We start from the raw sequence: 16,040 nt of genomic DNA on the forward strand, positions 1-16,040 counted from the left end.
CATCAAACAAGTTTCGTTCAAGGGGTCCCTGAACATGCGTATGAAGTTCCTCGCTCTCGCCGCGGTCGCTCTGCTCGCCGCTTGCAAATCCACTCCGAACGACGCCGCCAACGGCGCCAACACCGGTGCCCAGCAGTCGTCGGTCCGTCCGGGCTCGGCGGAAGATTTCGTCGTCAACGTCGGCGACCGCGTCTTCTTCGGCCTCGACCGCTTCGACCTGTCGCCGGAGGCTCGCGCCACCCTCGACCGTCAGGCCAAGTGGCTGCAGACCTACGGCTCGGTCACCGTCACCGTCGAGGGCCATGCCGACGAGCGCGGCACCCGCGAGTACAACCTCGCCCTGGGTGAGCGTCGCGCCAACTCGGTGAAGAACTACCTGGCCGCCAAGGGCATCACCCCGAACCGCGTCAACGTCGTCTCCTACGGCAAGGAGCGTCCGGCCGTCGTTGGTTCGAACGAGGCCGCTTGGTCGCAGAACCGCCGTGGCGTGACCGTCGTCAACTGATGACGCCGGTCCCCGCCTGACGGGGAACAGGGAAGGGCGCCGCCGCCGGGTAACCGGGGGCGGCGCCTTTTCTTTTTTGGCGGCATCTTCCCGGGGGAGCCTTTTCGGGGGCCGGAAAAATCCGGCAAGGTCGGTTCTTTGCGTGGACGCGCAAGTTCTGCTAAACAGCGGCCATCGCGTCGCCTTTATCGTTCGCCATGGTCGCCGTGGGTGCTCCCCCGGCATCGAATCTCCTCAGGATCCCACGCGCATGACCAACATCCGTCCCGTCGCCGCCCTCCTGCTGGGTGGCATGCTCGCGGCAACCCCAGCCGTGGGCCCCGCCCTGGCCCAGTCGAAGGGGCAGATCGAGCGGCTGCAATCGCTGGAAACGCAGGTCGCGGCACTGGGCGGTCCGGTGGAGGTGGCGCAGCTGTCGCCCTCCGTCGCCGCCGATTTCGAGATCCGCCTGCAGAACCTGGAGCGCACCATCCAGGATCTGACCGGCAAGTACGAGGAATCGACCTATCAGCTCAGCCAGCTGCGCGAGCGCCTGGAGAAGGTGAACGCCGACGTCGATTTCCGCCTGAAGGATCTGGAGAAGGGCGGCGGGACCGCCGGCGGCGCCATGGGGGGTGCCATGTCCGATGCCGCCCCGACCAAGCCGTCCAAGGCTGCCGCGGCTGACGAGAAGAAGGCCGACAAGCCGGCGCAGACCGCTTCGGCCAATCCGCCCTCGACCGCCGGACTGTCGCCGGAAAAGCAGTATGAGCAGGCGTTCGAGTTGCTGCGCAACTCCGACTATGACCGGGCGGAGAAGGCGTTGCAGGAGTTCATCGTCAAGAACAAGTCGCATGCCTATGCCGGCAACGCGCAATATTGGCTGGGCGAGAGCTATTACGTCCGCAACAAGTTCCCGGAAGCGGCCCAGGCCTTCGCCGAGGTGCTGTCCAAGTACCGCACCAACCCGAAGGCGGCCGACAGCCTGCTGAAGCTGGGCATGACCCTGCAGCAGATGAACAAGAAGTCGGACGCCTGCACCGCCTTCGGCCAGCTGCTGACCAAGTTCCCCGAAGCCTCGGCCAGCGTGAAGCGCCGCGCCGATACGGAGCGCAAGCGCATCAATTGCCCGGCCTGATGGGCGGCAACTCCGGAGACGGCCCCGGGGACGGTGGGCCGGTATCGCGGGAGGAGTTCGCCCACGCCCTGGCGGCGCTGGGCGGATTCGAACCGTCACCGGCCGTCGCGGTCGGGGTTTCCGGTGGTGGCGACAGCGTGGCGCTGGTCCTGCTGCTGCGGCATTGGGTCGCGGAGCGGGGCGGAAGCCTGCTGGCGCTGACGGTCGATCATGGGCTGCGGCCCGAGTCCGCCGGGGAGGCGGCAGCGGTCGGGCGGGCGATGGCCCGTCTTGGCGTTCCCCACCGCATCCTGCGCTGGGACGGGGCGAAGCCGTCGGCCGGAATCCAGGCTGCCGCCCGGACGGCGCGGCACCGGCTGCTCGGCGCGGCCTGCGCCAAGGCCGGCATCCTGCATCTGGCGCTCGCCCATCATCGTGACGATCAGGCTGAAACGGTTCTGCTGAGGCTGGCCCGCGGGTCCGGCATCGACGGGCTGGCCGGGATGGCGCCCGTCCGTGCCGATGGGGCGGTGCGGGTGATCCGGCCGCTGCTGCGCTTTTCCCACGAGCGGCTGCTGGCGACCTGCCGCGCGGGAGGCGTGGACTGGATCGAGGATCCCTCCAACAGCAACCCGCGCTTCGCCCGTGCCCGGCTGCGCGCCGCCCGCGAGACTTTGGGCGGGGAGGGGCTCGACGCCGGCCGGTTGGGCGAGGTCGCCCGGCGCGCCGGCCGTGCCCGGGCGGCGCTGGAACAGGCGACGGCCGCGCTGCTGGCAGAGGCCGCAACCATTCATCCCGAGGGCTGGATCACCCTGGCGCCGGCACCGCTGCGCGCCGCACCGCTGGAGATCGCGCTGCGGGCTCTGGGTGCCGCGCTGGCCGCGGTCGGCGGACCGGCGTACCCGGTGCGCGACGAAGCGCTGGAGCGGCTGCTCGACGGTTTGAAGGACGGGCAGGGCGGAGCGAAGACGGGCGCGACCTTGGGCGGCTGCGTCGTCCGGATGCGGCGCGGCGCGGTCATGGTCGCGCGCGAACCGGTGGCGGTGACGGAGCGGCCGACGGTGGCCCCCGGAGGAACAATTCGCTGGGACGGTCAATTCGACCTGAGGGTGTCGCCCGGCCATTGCCGGCCCGTCACGGTCGCGGCGCTGGGGGCCGAGGGTTGGCGCGAATGGGCAGGTCGCCAAGCGCCGAAGGGGGTGCCCGACCTGCCGGTTCCGGTGCGGGAAACCCTGCCAAGCCTTTGGTCGGGCACGGATTTGCTTGGTGTGCCGATGATCGGCGTGTGCTACGGGTTCGACGCGGATGGACAGCATCCGGTGGACCGCGCAAGGTTTTGTCCACTTTCGTCGTTGGGAAGACCAGCTTTTACGGTTGTTTCGGACCGGGACGGCATTATTTAATCTGGGAACGTGCCCGTAGGAGACCGGGGTGCGGCCTTGTCGGCGCACCGCATGGCGATGGGTTCGCAGAAAGGCGTGTGACGTGAACAATTTCGGCAAGAACCTCGCTCTCTGGATCATCATAGGGCTGCTGCTCGTGGCCCTGTTCAACCTGTTCCAGAGTTCCTCCACCCGCAGCCCGCAAACGACCGTTCCGTTCAGCGAGCTTCTCGCCGAAGTGGACCGGGGCCAGGTCGCCGACGTGACGATCAAGGGCAACCAGGTTTCGGGCCATTTCTCCGACGGCCGCTCCTTCAGCACCTATGTCCCGCCCGAAGCGGGGCTGGTGGAGCGCCTGACCAACAAGAACGTCCGGATCAACGCGGTCCCCGACGACAGCAACGTGCCGTCGCTGTTCTCGGTGCTGCTGTCCTGGTTCCCGATGCTTCTGCTGATCGGCGTCTGGATCTTCTTCATGCGCCAGATGCAATCCGGCGGCGGCAAGGCCATGGGCTTCGGCAAGTCGCGGGCCCGCCTGCTGACCGAGAAGGTCGGCCGCGTCACCTTCGACGACGTCGCCGGCATCGACGAGGCCAAGCAGGAGCTGACGGAGATCGTCGAGTTCCTGAAGGACCCGCAGAAGTTCCAGCGGCTGGGCGGCAAGATCCCGAAGGGCTGCCTGCTCGTTGGTCCTCCGGGCACCGGCAAGACGCTGACCGCCCGCGCGGTGGCCGGCGAAGCCAATGTGCCGTTCTTCACCATCTCCGGTTCGGACTTCGTCGAAATGTTCGTCGGCGTGGGTGCGTCCCGCGTCCGCGACATGTTCGAGCAGGGCAAGAAGAACGCTCCCTGCATCATCTTCATCGACGAAATCGACGCGGTCGGCCGCCATCGCGGTGCCGGCCTGGGCGGCGGCAACGACGAGCGTGAGCAGACCCTCAACCAGCTGCTGGTCGAGATGGATGGCTTCGAGGCGAACGAGGGCGTGATCCTGATCGCCGCGACCAACCGTCCGGACGTTCTCGACCCCGCTCTGCTGCGTCCGGGCCGCTTCGACCGTCAGGTCGTGGTGCCGAACCCCGACGTGCTGGGCCGCGAGAAGATCCTCAAGGTCCACATGCGGAAGGTTCCGCTGTCGCCGGACGTCGACGCCAAGGTCATCGCCCGCGGCACCCCCGGCTTCTCGGGCGCCGATCTGGCGAACCTGGTGAACGAGGCGGCGCTGCTCGCGGCCCGCATCGGCAAGCGCGTCGTCGGCATGTCCGAGTTCGAGAACGCCAAGGACAAGGTCATGATGGGTGCGGAACGCCGCTCCATGGTGATGACCGAGGACGAGAAGAAGCTGACCGCCTACCACGAGGCCGGCCACGCCATCTGCGCCATCCACTGCGCCGACAGCGACCCGGTCCACAAGGCCACCATCATCCCGCGCGGCCGTGCGCTGGGCATGGTGATGCGCCTGCCGGAAGGCGACCGCATCAGCCTGTCGCAGGCCAAGCTGCTGGCCGACCTGACCGTCGCCATGGGTGGCCGCATCGCCGAGGAGCTGATCTTCGGCAAGGAGCGGGTGACCACCGGCGCCTCGGGCGACATCAAGATGGCGACCGAGATGTCGCGCCGGATGGTGACGGAGTGGGGCATGAGCGACAAGCTCGGCCCGCTGCTCTACGGCGAGCCGACGCAGGAAGTGTTCCTGGGCCATTCCGTGACCCAGCACAAGAACATGTCCGACCGCACGGCCCAACTGGTCGACGAGGAAATCCGCCGCATCGTGGACGAGAGCTACGACCGCGCGCGGGTCATCCTGACCGAGAACATCGACCAGCTGCACACACTGGCCAAGGGCCTGCTCGAGTACGAGACGCTGAGCGGCGACGAGATCAACCGTCTGCTGCGCGGCGAACCGATCCTGCGCGACGATGACCGCGAGACGATGGCCGTCCCGCCGCGTCCGACCACCGGCTCCGGCCGCCGCTCCTCCGTTCCGCCCAGCACCGGGCAGGAAAGCGGTGGCATGGGTCCGGAACCGCAGGGCACCTGAGGCTCCGGGTTCGGAAATGAAGAAGGCGGCGCTGCGAGGCGCCGCCTTTTTCTTTGGCAGATTTCGAAGTGGGCAGGAACCGCTCAGAGCGCGCCCTTCTGCTCGCGGCGGCGGTCCAGCGCCACGTCGAACTGGCGCAGCAGCTTCTGCATGCCCTCGAAATACAGCTTGCGCGTCGGCGTGTTCTTCATGCAGCGGGCGTCGAGATGGGCGACGCTGGTGAGCGCGGACACGCAGTAGCCGAGCAGCCAGTAGCGCGACCGGATGCTGCGCAGATAGTCGCGGAACGGCTCCGGCTGGCCGGCCATGAAGCTGCTGAAGGAGGTCTCGTAGTCCGACAGGATGGTGCGGATGTCCAGCAGCGTCGTCTCCAGCAGCTTGCCCACCTTCTCGATGTGCATCAGCAGCTGGGTCTCGTAGGGCTTGTGCATGCGGATGTCGACCGGGATGCACTCGCGCGATTTCAGCCAGGTCAGGATGGTGCGGGCGCGCGGGGCGATGCGGCGCAGCTGGTATTCGTAGAAGGTCGTGCCCTTCCACGCGCTGAAGATGGTGTCGGCCTCCGACCGTTCGATGCCGAAGGCGGAGACGAACAGGCCGGCTTCTTCCAGGTTGGGGTTCCAGATCGCCTCCAGGAAGCGTTCGACGCTTCCGGCGCTGCCCTGGCTGCCCGACAGCGCCTTGCGGACGATCGGCTCGATGCGGGCGCGGATCAGGCGGCGGAGCTGGTGGTCCTCCTCGTTGGAGATCAGCCAGTGGCGCGGATCGACATTGATCTTCTCCGCCTCGAAGCAGGTCTTCAGCAGGAAGGCGTCGAGCGACGGCACGTCGTCGATCATCTGGAGCATCTTCATGTCACCGATGATGCCGTTTTCCTGCGGCCCGTGCTTGATGCCGAACTGCTCTTCCAGCAGGGCCGCACTGTTGCGGCCGCGAAGATAGACGGCGACACCGCCGGCCTCCGGTGCCTTGGAGTTGTGCGGCACATAGATCCCGGTTTCGACCGGGCGCTCGCCGCCCTCCAGTTCCTCGTCCTCGGCGATGGGATCGCCGCCGTCGTCGTCGCGGTCGTCGAAGTTCGGGTACTTGAACAGGATGCAGTTGTTCAGGCCCTGAGCCTTGAACATGCGCTGCTCTTCCGGAATCTCGCGCGTGATGCCGATGAGATTCATCGACACGCTGGATCCGCCATAAAGGATCTGCTCAAGGATCGGAGAAACCGAGTCCATTTTCTTGCGAGCGCGCATGAATATTACCCAATCCCGCGAATATTTCTCAAATCATAAACGCCGTATTCGCAAACGCAAAGAGGGATCGGCGGACCGATCCCTCTCTTCATCGTGCGATTGCGTGCACCGTCCGGCTGTTCCACCGAGCGGGCCGTGGCGTCAGCCGGCCTTCGGCGTGCCGCCCAGCGAGCCGAGCAGGCTGGCGACTTCGGCCGCCTCGTCCACCGCGACCATGCCGACGGTGTGGTAACCGCTGTCGACATGCATCACCTCGCCGGTGACGCCGCTGCCCAGATCGGACATCAGGAACAGGCCGGCGCCGCCGACCTCCTGGATGGTGACGTTGCGCTTCAGCGGGGCGTTCAGCTCGTTCCACTTCAGGATATAGCGGAAGTCCCCGATGCCGCTGGCGGCCAGAGTCTTGATCGGACCGGCGGAGATGGCGTTGACACGGATGTTGCGGCCACCCAGATCGACTGCCAGATAGCGCACGCTGGCTTCCAGCGCGGCCTTGGCGACACCCATCACGTTGTAATGGGGCATGACGCGCTCGGCGCCATAGTAGGATAGGGTAAGCAGGCTGCCGCCGTCCTTCATCAGCGGCACGGCGCGCTGCGCCACCGCGGTGAAGGAGTAGCAGGAGATGTCCATGGTGCGCAGGAAGTTGGCCCGCGTGGTGTCCAGGTACAGCCCGTCCAGCTCGTTCTTGTCGGAAAAGGCGATGGCATGAACCACGAAGTCCAGCTTGCCCCAGTCCTTCTCGATGGCGGCGAAGGTCGCATCGATGCTGGCCTCGTCCGTGACGTCGCAGGGCAGGACCAGCTTGGCGCCGACCTGCTCGGCCAGCGGCTTCACCCGCTTCAGCAGCGCGTCGCCTTGGTAGGTGAAGGCAAGCTCCGCCCCGTGCTGGGCCAGGGCGGAGGCGATCCCCCAGGCGATCGAACGATCGTTGGCCACGCCCATGATCAGGCCACGCTTGCCGGCCATGAGCGGCATCGGATTGGACATCGGAACCTCGTGAACGACGGATGTGCTGCGGCTCCAGCCGCGAAAAGTGGGGCGCATCCTACACGAAAGCGCCCAACGGTCAAACCGACGCGGGCTGTCTTGCCGCAGGAGGCGTCGCATGTCTCATCCTAAGGACAATCCGGGCCATGAGGACGCCGAGCGCAGCCGCATCCTGACCGGCCTGCGGGAGCTTGGCGGCTTCTTCGGCCACTCCATGCTGCGCTTCTACAACGACAACTGCTTCCAGACCGCCGCGGCGCTGACCTATACCTCGCTGCTGGCCATCGTGCCGATGATGACCATCGGCTTCGCCATCTTCTCGGCATTCCCGGCCTTCAGCGCCCTGCAGCTGCGCATTCAGACCGCGCTGGTCAAGAACCTGGTGCCGGAGATCGGCGACGCGATCCTGGAATATCTCGGCCGCTTCATGGCGAACGCCGGCCAGATGCCGATCTTCGGCGTGATCGGGCTGGCGGTGTCGGCGGTGCTGCTGATCTGGACCATCGAGGGATCCTTCGCCACGGTCTGGCGCGTGCGCGAGCCGCGGTCCTACGTGACGCGCATCCTGTCCTTCTGGGCGGTGGTCTCGCTGACCCCGCTGTTCGCCGGTGCCAGCCTGTCCCTGTCCAGCACGCTGTGGACGGCGCTGGAGGTCGCGCATCTGGAAGGGGTCGTCCATCCGCTGGCGGGGATCGGCATGCTGCTGCCCTTCGCCTTGCAGCTGGTCGGCTGCTCGCTGCTGTATCTGGTGATCCCGAATCGGGATGTGTTCTGGCTGGACGCGCTGTGCGGCGGGGCCATCGGCTCCATCCTGCTGGAAGGGTCGAAGGCGATCTTCGGCTGGTACATGCGGGAATACCCGGCCTACCAGACCATCTACGGCGCCCTGTCGGTGGTGCCGATCTTCCTGTTCTGGCTCTACATCGCGTGGTCGACGGTGCTGTTCGGCGCGGTTGTCGCCGCGTCGCTGCCCGAATGGCGGGCGGGCAAGGTCACCCGCGGCGGCATGGAGGGGCTGCTGCCGGCCCAGCGGCTGGCGCTGGCTCTGGCCGTCCTGCATGAGTTGATGGAGGCGAGCCGGCTCGGTGTCGGCATGCGCCGCCGCACGCTGGTCGGGCGGGTGCCGGTGGGCACGCTGCTGATCGACGGCATCCTGGAACAGCTGCGCGATGCCCATTGGGTGGCGCACACCACCCGCGACGCCTGGGTGGTCACCCGCGACATGGGCGAGGCGACCCTGCTGGAGCTGATGAAGGCGCTGGGCATCGGCATGCGCGGCTCGGTCCATGGGCTGGGCGGCCTTGACCTGCCCTGGCAGGAGCGCACCGCCCGCCTGCTGGACACCGCCGAGGCGCGGCAGGGCGATCTGCTGAACGTGCCGCTGAAGACCCTGCTGAACGACGATCCGCCGCCGGAAGGTCAGCCGGCGGGGCAAGGGGCGGGGCAAGGGGCGGGGCAGGCAGGCACCGGGCCGGTGCCGCTGCGGGCGGTGAAGAAATAGGGGACCGGCAGCGGCGGCGGGCCGAAGCGGTTCTGCGCCCTGAGGGGAGGGGGAAACCCGGCGGCGGCGGTTACTCCAGCCCGGCTTTCTTGCGGACGTCGTAGCTGCGGGTCTTCGCCCATTCCTCGACGAACTTGACCAGTTCGCCGTCGGGCGGGTCGGGCAGGACGACCTTCAGCTTCACATACTGGTCGCCCGGCTGTTTGGTGGCCTGGTTGACCACGCCCTTGCCGCGCAGGCGCAGGACGGAGCCGGTGTTGGCGCCCGGCGGCACCTTCACCGCGACCTTGCCGCTGATCGTCGGGACATTGACGGTCGCACCCAGAACCGCCTCGTTCAGCGTGATCGGCACCTCGACATGGATGTCACCGTCCTGCCGGGTGAAGAAGGGGTGGGATTCGACATGCACCTCGACGATGGCGTCGCCGTTGGGCATGCCGCCCATGCCGGGCAGGCCCTGGCCTTTCAGGCGCAGCTTCAACTCGTTCTCCGTCCCGGCCGGGATGGCGACGTCGATGCTCTTGCCGTTGGACAGGTTGATGCGGCGCTTCGACCCGTTCGCCGCCTCGATGAAGGGGACGGTGACGGAATAGGAGATGTCGCTGCCCCGCACCTTCGGCCCGGCGGAGCCGCCGGCCCCGGCTCCCGCTCCGGCCCCCGGCCCGCCGGGGCGGCGCCGGCCGCCGCCGAACAGGTCGGAGAACCAGTCGTCGCCGCCGCCGAAGAAGCTGTCGTCGGCGGTGCTGCTGTAGGCCTTGCCGCGGCTGCCGGCGGTCCGGCCGCGCGAGCCGAAGCCCGCGTGCCGTTCCTGCCCCGACGGGTCGATCTCGCCGCGGTCGTAGCGGGCGCGCTTCTCGGCATCCGACAGCAGCGTGTAGGCGGCCGAGATTTCCTTGAACCGCTCCTCGTTGGCGGCATCGCCCGGCTTCAGGTCCGGGTGATGCTGCTTGGCGAGCTTGCGGTATGCCTTCTTGATGTCGTCGGCACTGGCGGACCGGCTGACGCCGAGAACGCTGTAGGGATCGCGCGTAGCCACGGGCAGAGATTTCCCGCCCCAGGGGGGCTCAAAGGTTGCGGGTCGGCGGTGTTACGAGTTGCCGATGATCTTCCACGTACCGTCGGCCTGTTTGCAAGCGGTTCCGTAGGCCTGCTCCGTCCGCCCCTTGACCACGATGGTCTGCTGGAACTCGCGGCAATAGGTGCCGGTGTTGCTGTAGCCGTCGCGGGTGGTCACGATGGTGCCGGAATTGCCCGACTGCGGGTTGTTCCAGTTGATGCGGTCGCCGACCGGGGCGGCATAGGCCTGACGGGCGGCGGTCTCGGCATAGCCGGCATCGGCCTTGTCGAGCGAGCCGCCGATCTCCTTGCCGATGAAGGCGCCCAGCAGCGTGCCGACGCCGGTCGCCACCAGCTTGCCCGTTCCGCCGCCGATCTGCGAACCGATCAGGCCGCCGGCGACCGCACCGCCGACCGTGCCGACCGTTTCCTTCTGACCGCCCGTCTGGCACCCGGCCAGCAGGCCCACGACGATCACGGCCGGAACGACTTTCTTCACGAACATCCTTGCGCCTCGAAAAGGTTGGTTGCCGCGGCAGCCAATCGGTGGCTTCGCGGTGGACAGTGATATAAGCGACCCTATGCTTGCTGTGAATTGTGATGAGGCTGTGACCCTTTCGCTTTTGCACAAAAGAACGCTCCCGCACCGGCCGCGCAACCCCTTGTCCGGCGGCGCGGGACCCATCGAGACAGGACCACAGGAATGACGGACAGCAACGACCGCGATCCCCGCTCCCCCTACGACCTCTTCGCCGACTGGATGAAGGAGGCGGAACAGAGCGAGCCCAACGATCCCAACGCCATGGCGCTCGCCACCGCCGACGCCAGCGGCATTCCGTCGGTGCGGATGGTGCTGCTGAAGGGGATCGATCCGCGCGGTTTCGTCTTCTACACCAACACCGAGAGCCGCAAGGGCACGCAGCTGCTGGCGAATCGGAACGCCGCCCTGTGCTTCCACTGGAAGAGCCTGCGCCGGCAGGTGCGGGTCGAGGGGGCGGTGGAGATCGTCACCGACGCCGAGGCCGACGCCTATTTCGAGAGCCGTCCGCGCGACAGCCGGATCGGCGCCTGGGCCTCGCAGCAGTCGCGCCCGCTGGAGGGCCGGTGGGAGCTGGAGAAGCGCGTCGCGCAGTTCGCCGCCAAATACGCCATCGGCACGGTGCCGCGGCCGCCGCACTGGACCGGCTTCCGTGTCCTGCCGTCGCGGATCGAGTTCTGGCGCGACCGTCCGTTCCGCCTGCACGACCGGCTGGTGTTCCAGCGGGTGGACGGAGCGGCTGCCGATGCGCCGGGTTGGACGACCGAGCATCTGTTCCCGTAAAGGGAACCGTCAAACCGGAGCGCGCCGTAAGCGACCTGTAAGGATGGGCCGCTACGGTCGCGCCCCGGCCGGCATTGCGGAGTGGGGGAACCAGTGGGCGACAATGGGGAAAACGTGGCTTCGGCGGACCGTCTGCGCCGTTATGCCACCTATGCCAGCGTGTCGGTGGCCTCGACCCTGATCGCGGCGAAGCTTGGCGCCTATCTCTTGACCGAGTCGGTCAGCATCCTGTCCTCGCTGATCGATTCCTGCACCGACCTGATGGCCTCGGTGGTGACGCTGCTGGGGGTGCGCCATGCCCTGCGCCCGGCCGATGCCAACCACCGCTTCGGCCATGGCAAGGCGGAGGCGCTGGCGGCGCTTGCCCAGGCCGCCTTCATCGGCGGCTCCGCCGTGCTGCTGAGCATCGAGGCGGTGCGGCGGCTGGTCCGGCCGGAGCCGATCGCCGAGGGGACGATGGGCATCGCGGTGATGCTGCTGTCGATCCTGTTGACCGCCGGGCTGATCACCTTCCAGCGCCGGGTGCAGACCGCCACGGGGTCGGTCGCCATCGGGGCGGACCGGCTGCATTATTCAGGCGACCTGCTGATGAACGGTGCCGTCATCGTCGCCATCCTGCTGACCGAGGCGACCGGGCTGGCCGCGGTCGATCCGCTGTTTGGCATCGGCATCGCCCTGTTCCTGCTGAACGGCGCCCGCGGCGTTGCGCGCGATGCGCTGGACGTGCTGATGGACCGCGAACTGGGGGAAGAGGAGCGCGGCCGCATCGCCGAACTGGCGCTGGCCGAGCCGGGGGTGCGCGGCCTGCACGACCTGCGCACCCGCAATGCCGGTACCGGCTGCTTCATCGAGCTGCATCTGGAGCTGGACGGCGGCCTGACCCTGACCGCCGCGCACGAGATCGCCGACCGGGTGGAGGTGCGGCTGCGCGATGCCTTCGCCAATGCCGAGGTGCTGGTCCACCAGGAGCCCGCCGGTCTGGCCGACGAGCGTTTGGACCACCGGATCGCCGGCTGAGAGCGGAACGTCACCGCGCACGGCGCGTAATACGGAACCGTATTGCGGGATATCCCGTATTTCGCGTCCAACCAGGGAGGCTGCACAATCACTGGGCGCGCCTCTCCTTAAGGTATCCTACCAATGGACAGGGGGGCCGGGTTCGGCTCGGTCACCCCGTTCGTTGCGAATCTGTATCAAAAGCGCAATAATCGGTCTCGGGAGAAAGCGCTCAGTTATAAAACAGCAAAAATGGTGGACATGATGGATGGTGGCTTTGGGCTTCGTCCGCATCTGATCGCGGACATCGCGGAGGAGGCTGGCAACCTCGGCATCGAGATTGCGGATATCGCCGGCCATATCGAGGATGTGAACGCCCGCGTCACCCACCAGTCGGAGGTGTTCGCCCAACTGCGCGACACCGGCGCCAAGATGTCGCGCAGCACGGACCGGATTTCCCAGGCCTCGGCCATCGCGCGCTCGGTGACCGAACAGGCGCGGCAGGAGGTCGACAGTTCCCACGACCGCGTGCAGAAATCCTTGTCCGACATCCATTCCCTGGTGTCGTCGGTGACGGGGATCGAAGGGCAGATCGCCGGGCTGCGCGACGCGCTCGACCGCGTCGGCAAGGTCGCCAAGGAGATCTTCACCATCGCCAAGCAGACCAACCTGCTGGCGTTGAACGCCACCATCGAGGCGGCACGCGCCGGCGATGCCGGGCGCGGCTTCGCCGTGGTGGCGAACGAGGTGAAGTCGCTGTCCACCAAGACCAGCGAGGCGACCACCGAGATCGATGCGACGCTGAAATCCTTGAACGAGCAGGCGCAGCGCCTGATGGCGGAGAGCGCCGCCAGCGCCGCCAAGGCCCGCGCGGTCAGCGAGGGGACCACCGCCATCGGCACGGTGATCGAGACGGTCGGCCGCGCCATGCGCGAGCTGAACGGCGAGACCGACAAGATCGATGCCGCATCGGCCGAGATCGGCGGCAATTGCGGCGAACTGGAGCGCGAGATCGCCGATCTGGCGGTGGGCGTGAAGCTGTCCAGCGAGAATCTGGCCCAGGCGCGCGACCGGGTGAACAGCCTGGTCGGGATGAGCGAGCGGCTGATCGGCGTCACCGCCGAACTGAACATCGAGACGGTCGACACCCCCTTCATCGCCGCGGTGAAGGACGCCGCCGCAAAGGTGTCCGCCGCCTTCGAGGATGCGCTGGCCCGCGGCGACATCAGCGAATCCGACCTGTTCGACCGCCAGTACCAACCGGTCGCCGGATCGGACCCGCAGCAGGTCATGACCCGCTACACCCAGCTGTGCGACCGCGTCCTGCCCGGCATCCAGGAGCCGGTGCTGACGGCCAACGGCCGCATCGTCTTCTGCGTGGCGGTGGACGAGAACGGCTATCTGCCGACCCACAACCGTCAGTTCAGCCAGCCCCAGGGCCGCGACCCGGTCTGGAACGCCGCCAACTGCCGCAACCGCCGCATCTTCAACGACCGCGTCGGGCTGGCCGCCGGCCGCAGCACCAAGCCCTTCCTGCTCCAGACCTACCGGCGCGACATGGGCGGCGGGAAGTTCGCGCTGATGAAGGACGTCTCCGCCCCCGTCACCGTGCGTGGACGCCATTGGGGCGGGCTGCGGCTGGCCTACAAAGTCTGACGGCGGGACGATTTCCCGGGCTTCCCTCTTGATCCGTATCAACGCATACGATCAGCCTTGCGGGTGAAATGGCGGGGCAGAGGGAGCGACCATGAAATACGTCGAAGAGTTCCGCGATCCGGTTCTGGCCCGCAATGTCGCCGCCGCCATCGCGCGGGAGGTGCGGGCCGACCGCTCCTATCATCTGATGGAGTTCTGCGGCGGCCACACCCACGCCATCTCCCGCTATGGCATCCCCGACCTGCTGCCCGGCAATGTGCGGATGATCCACGGGCCGGGCTGCCCGGTCTGCGTCCTGCCGGTCGGGCGGATCGACGACGCCATCGCGCTCGCCCGCCGGCCGGAGGTGACGCTGTGCACGTATGGCGACGTGATGCGCGTGCCGGGATCGGGGCGGCTCAGCCTGCTGAAGGCCAAGGCGCAGGGGGCCGACGTGCGGATGGTGGTGACCGCCGATGCGGCGGTGCGCATCGCCGCCGAAAATCCGGACCGGCAGGTGGTGTTCCTCGCCATCGGCTTCGAGACGACGACCCCGCCGACGGCGCTGGCCGTGCGTGCCGCCGCGGCGCAGGGGCTGACCAACTTCTCCGTCTTCTGCAACCATGTGCTCACCCCGTCGGCCATCCAGGGCATCCTGGCCGGGGCCGACGAGGGGCTGTCGCTCGACGGATTCGTCGGGCCGGCCCATGTCTCGGTCGTCATCGGGTCGGAGGCCTATGCCCCGGCCGCGGCGGAGCACGGCAAGCCGGTGGTGATCTCCGGCTTCGAGCCGCTCGACGTGCTGCAATCCATCCTGATGCTGGTCCGCCAGATCAACGACGGTCGGGCGGAGGTGGAGAACCAGTTCACCCGCGCCGTCACCGCCGACGGCAACCGCAAGGCCCAGGCGCTGGTTCTGGAGATTTTCGAGACCCGGCCGTCCTTCGAATGGCGTGGACTGGGCAGCATCCCGCACAGCGGGCTGAAGCTGCGCGACGCCTATGCCGCCTTCGATGCCGAGCGGCGCTTTCCCATCGCCGGGGCCAGCGTTCCCGACCACAAGGGCTGCGATTGCGGCGCCATCCTGCGTGGGGTGAAGCGGCCGGTCGACTGCAAGCTGTTCGACACCGTCTGCACCCCGGAGAACCCCATGGGGTCCTGCATGGTCTCGGCCGAGGGCGCGTGCGCCGCGCATTACACCTATGGACGGTTCCGCGACGCCTGACCGGTTCCCGGCTCGGTTTTTCCGCACGGCCGGTTCGTCTCGTTGCGACTTCTCGCCGCAGGCCGGAAGAACGCGGCTGGACGAACGCCGCCCGGCTGAACATGATGCATATGAAACAATCCGTCTGGCCGCGTTTCGTCCCGCAGATCGGTCCGGCGGAGAACCGCAGACGTCATAAGACTTCGCATTTCATACCGGGAGGGCCCGCATGACCTACAAGCACATCCTCGTCCATCTCGACAGCAGCCCGCATGTCGAGGCGCGTCTCGATGCCGCAATCGCGCTGGCCCAGCGTCATGGCGCCGTCCTGCGCGGCCTGTTCGCGCAGGGCGACCGCAACGCCACCAGCGTGATCGCCCGCCGGTCCAGCGACCATCTGGGCGAAGCCGCTGCCCGCAGCGAGGCGCTGTTCAAGGAAAAGCTCGCCGCGTCCGGGTTGCAGGGCCATTGGCACGGCCTGACCCATGGCGAGTACAACCATGTCATCCGCGAGGTCATCATCTGGTCGCGCTTCGCCGACCTGACGGTGCTGGGCCAGTATGACCGCGAGGCCGGATCGCAGGCGGCGCCGGAGGAGTTGAACGAGCAGGTGGTGCTGAATTCCGGCCGCCCGGTGCTGGTCATCCCCTATGCCGGCCGCTTCGCCACCATCGGCCAGCGTGTGGCCGTCGCCTGGAACGCCGAGCGCGAAGCCGCCCGCGCCCTGTCCGACGCCATGCCGATGCTTGAGCAGGCCAAGGAGGTGACGGTCATCACCGTGCTGACCCAGGCCTCCTCCTCCGCGCCGGAGACGCCGCGGGTCGGCGTGCTCGACCATCTCGCCTTGCACGGCGTGACGGCCGAGCAGACCCACTTCACCGTGACCGACATCGGCGCGATGGACGCGCTGCTGGCCCGCGCCATGGACACCGGGGCCGACCTGCTGGTGATGGGCGCCCATGGGCATTACGGCTTCCCGTTCCTGCACCGCGGCAGCGGGACGCGGCATGTCCTGCGCACCTGCCCGGTGCCGCTGCTGCTGTCGCATTGAGGACTGGGGCAGGGG

General features: G+C 67.7%; 14 protein-coding genes. 10 read left to right on the forward strand and 4 right to left on the reverse strand.

Annotation, left to right across the window (positions count from 1 at the left end):
* Window positions 1-34 precede the first annotated feature (34 nt).
* The 4 genes from pal (at window position 35) to ftsH (ending at window position 5,024) form a co-directional block, all read left to right on the forward strand.
* Entirely contained in the window at window positions 35-505 is a 471-nt protein-coding gene (gene pal, locus ACWPN3_RS28115; protein WP_492261867.1) for a peptidoglycan-associated lipoprotein Pal, read from the forward strand.
* A gap of 250 nt (window positions 506-755) precedes the next feature.
* The gene (gene ybgF / locus ACWPN3_RS28120; RefSeq protein ID WP_109095398.1) at window positions 756-1,622 is read left to right on the forward strand and encodes a tol-pal system protein YbgF; all 867 of its coding nucleotides are present in this window, start codon (window positions 756-758) and stop codon (window positions 1,620-1,622) included.
* A complete protein-coding gene (gene tilS, locus ACWPN3_RS28125) occupies window positions 1,610-3,004 on the forward strand; it encodes a tRNA lysidine(34) synthetase TilS (protein WP_492261868.1) in 1,395 nt (464 codons plus the stop codon). Before ybgF ends, tilS begins: the two co-directional genes overlap by 13 nt.
* Before the next feature lie 82 nt (window positions 3,005-3,086).
* Complete coding sequence (gene ftsH, locus ACWPN3_RS28130; RefSeq protein ID WP_109095399.1) at window positions 3,087-5,024, forward strand: ATP-dependent zinc metalloprotease FtsH; 1,938 nt, start codon at window positions 3,087-3,089, stop codon at window positions 5,022-5,024.
* Between the two features lie 83 nt (window positions 5,025-5,107).
* Here the strand turns inward: ftsH and ACWPN3_RS28135 are convergent, their stop codons facing one another.
* Both ACWPN3_RS28135 and fabI read right to left on the reverse strand, forming a co-directional pair.
* Window positions 5,108-6,196 carry a hypothetical protein gene (locus ACWPN3_RS28135; protein WP_492241374.1) on the reverse strand — a complete coding sequence of 363 codons (1,089 nt, stop codon included), beginning with the start codon at window positions 6,194-6,196 and terminating at the stop codon, window positions 5,108-5,110.
* Window positions 6,197-6,412: 216 nt separating this feature from the next.
* Window positions 6,413-7,261: an enoyl-ACP reductase FabI gene (gene fabI, locus ACWPN3_RS28140; RefSeq protein WP_109095401.1), complete on the reverse strand. Its 849-nt coding sequence runs from the start codon at window positions 7,259-7,261 to the stop codon at window positions 6,413-6,415.
* Between the two features lie 118 nt (window positions 7,262-7,379).
* Here fabI and ACWPN3_RS28145 point away from each other — a divergent pair, with 118 nt between their 5' ends.
* Window positions 7,380-8,762: a YihY family inner membrane protein gene (locus ACWPN3_RS28145; protein ID WP_247872701.1), complete on the forward strand. Its 1,383-nt coding sequence runs from the start codon at window positions 7,380-7,382 to the stop codon at window positions 8,760-8,762.
* A gap of 70 nt (window positions 8,763-8,832) precedes the next feature.
* Here the strand turns inward: ACWPN3_RS28145 and ACWPN3_RS28150 are convergent, their stop codons facing one another.
* Together ACWPN3_RS28150 and ACWPN3_RS28155 are read right to left on the reverse strand one after the other, a co-directional pair.
* Window positions 8,833-9,798: a DnaJ C-terminal domain-containing protein gene (locus ACWPN3_RS28150; protein ID WP_492261869.1), complete on the reverse strand. Its 966-nt coding sequence runs from the start codon at window positions 9,796-9,798 to the stop codon at window positions 8,833-8,835.
* A 51-nt stretch (window positions 9,799-9,849) separates the two neighbouring features.
* On the reverse strand, window positions 9,850-10,323 hold the full coding sequence (locus ACWPN3_RS28155) for an RT0821/Lpp0805 family surface protein (protein ID WP_109095404.1): 474 nt from the start codon (window positions 10,321-10,323) through the stop codon (window positions 9,850-9,852).
* Window positions 10,324-10,521: 198 nt separating this feature from the next.
* Here ACWPN3_RS28155 and pdxH point away from each other — a divergent pair, with 198 nt between their 5' ends.
* The 5 genes from pdxH (at window position 10,522) to ACWPN3_RS28180 (ending at window position 16,025) form a co-directional block, all read left to right on the forward strand.
* Window positions 10,522-11,139, forward strand: coding sequence for a pyridoxamine 5'-phosphate oxidase (gene pdxH, locus ACWPN3_RS28160; RefSeq protein ID WP_492240222.1), 618 nt, complete (start codon window positions 10,522-10,524; stop codon window positions 11,137-11,139).
* A 114-nt stretch (window positions 11,140-11,253) separates the two neighbouring features.
* Window positions 11,254-12,156 carry a cation diffusion facilitator family transporter gene (locus ACWPN3_RS28165; RefSeq protein ID WP_492240223.1) on the forward strand — a complete coding sequence of 301 codons (903 nt, stop codon included), beginning with the start codon at window positions 11,254-11,256 and terminating at the stop codon, window positions 12,154-12,156.
* Between the two features lie 231 nt (window positions 12,157-12,387).
* On the forward strand, window positions 12,388-13,791 hold the full coding sequence (locus ACWPN3_RS28170) for a methyl-accepting chemotaxis protein (RefSeq protein ID WP_492240224.1): 1,404 nt from the start codon (window positions 12,388-12,390) through the stop codon (window positions 13,789-13,791).
* A gap of 91 nt (window positions 13,792-13,882) precedes the next feature.
* Window positions 13,883-14,995 carry a hydrogenase formation protein HypD gene (hypD, locus tag ACWPN3_RS28175; protein ID WP_174471894.1) on the forward strand — a complete coding sequence of 371 codons (1,113 nt, stop codon included), beginning with the start codon at window positions 13,883-13,885 and terminating at the stop codon, window positions 14,993-14,995.
* 208 nt (window positions 14,996-15,203) lie between these two features.
* Complete coding sequence (locus tag ACWPN3_RS28180; RefSeq protein ID WP_492240225.1) at window positions 15,204-16,025, forward strand: universal stress protein; 822 nt, start codon at window positions 15,204-15,206, stop codon at window positions 16,023-16,025.
* Window positions 16,026-16,040: the final 15 nt, after the last annotated feature.

The organism is Azospirillum sp. UENF 111221 (assembly GCF_058780625.1).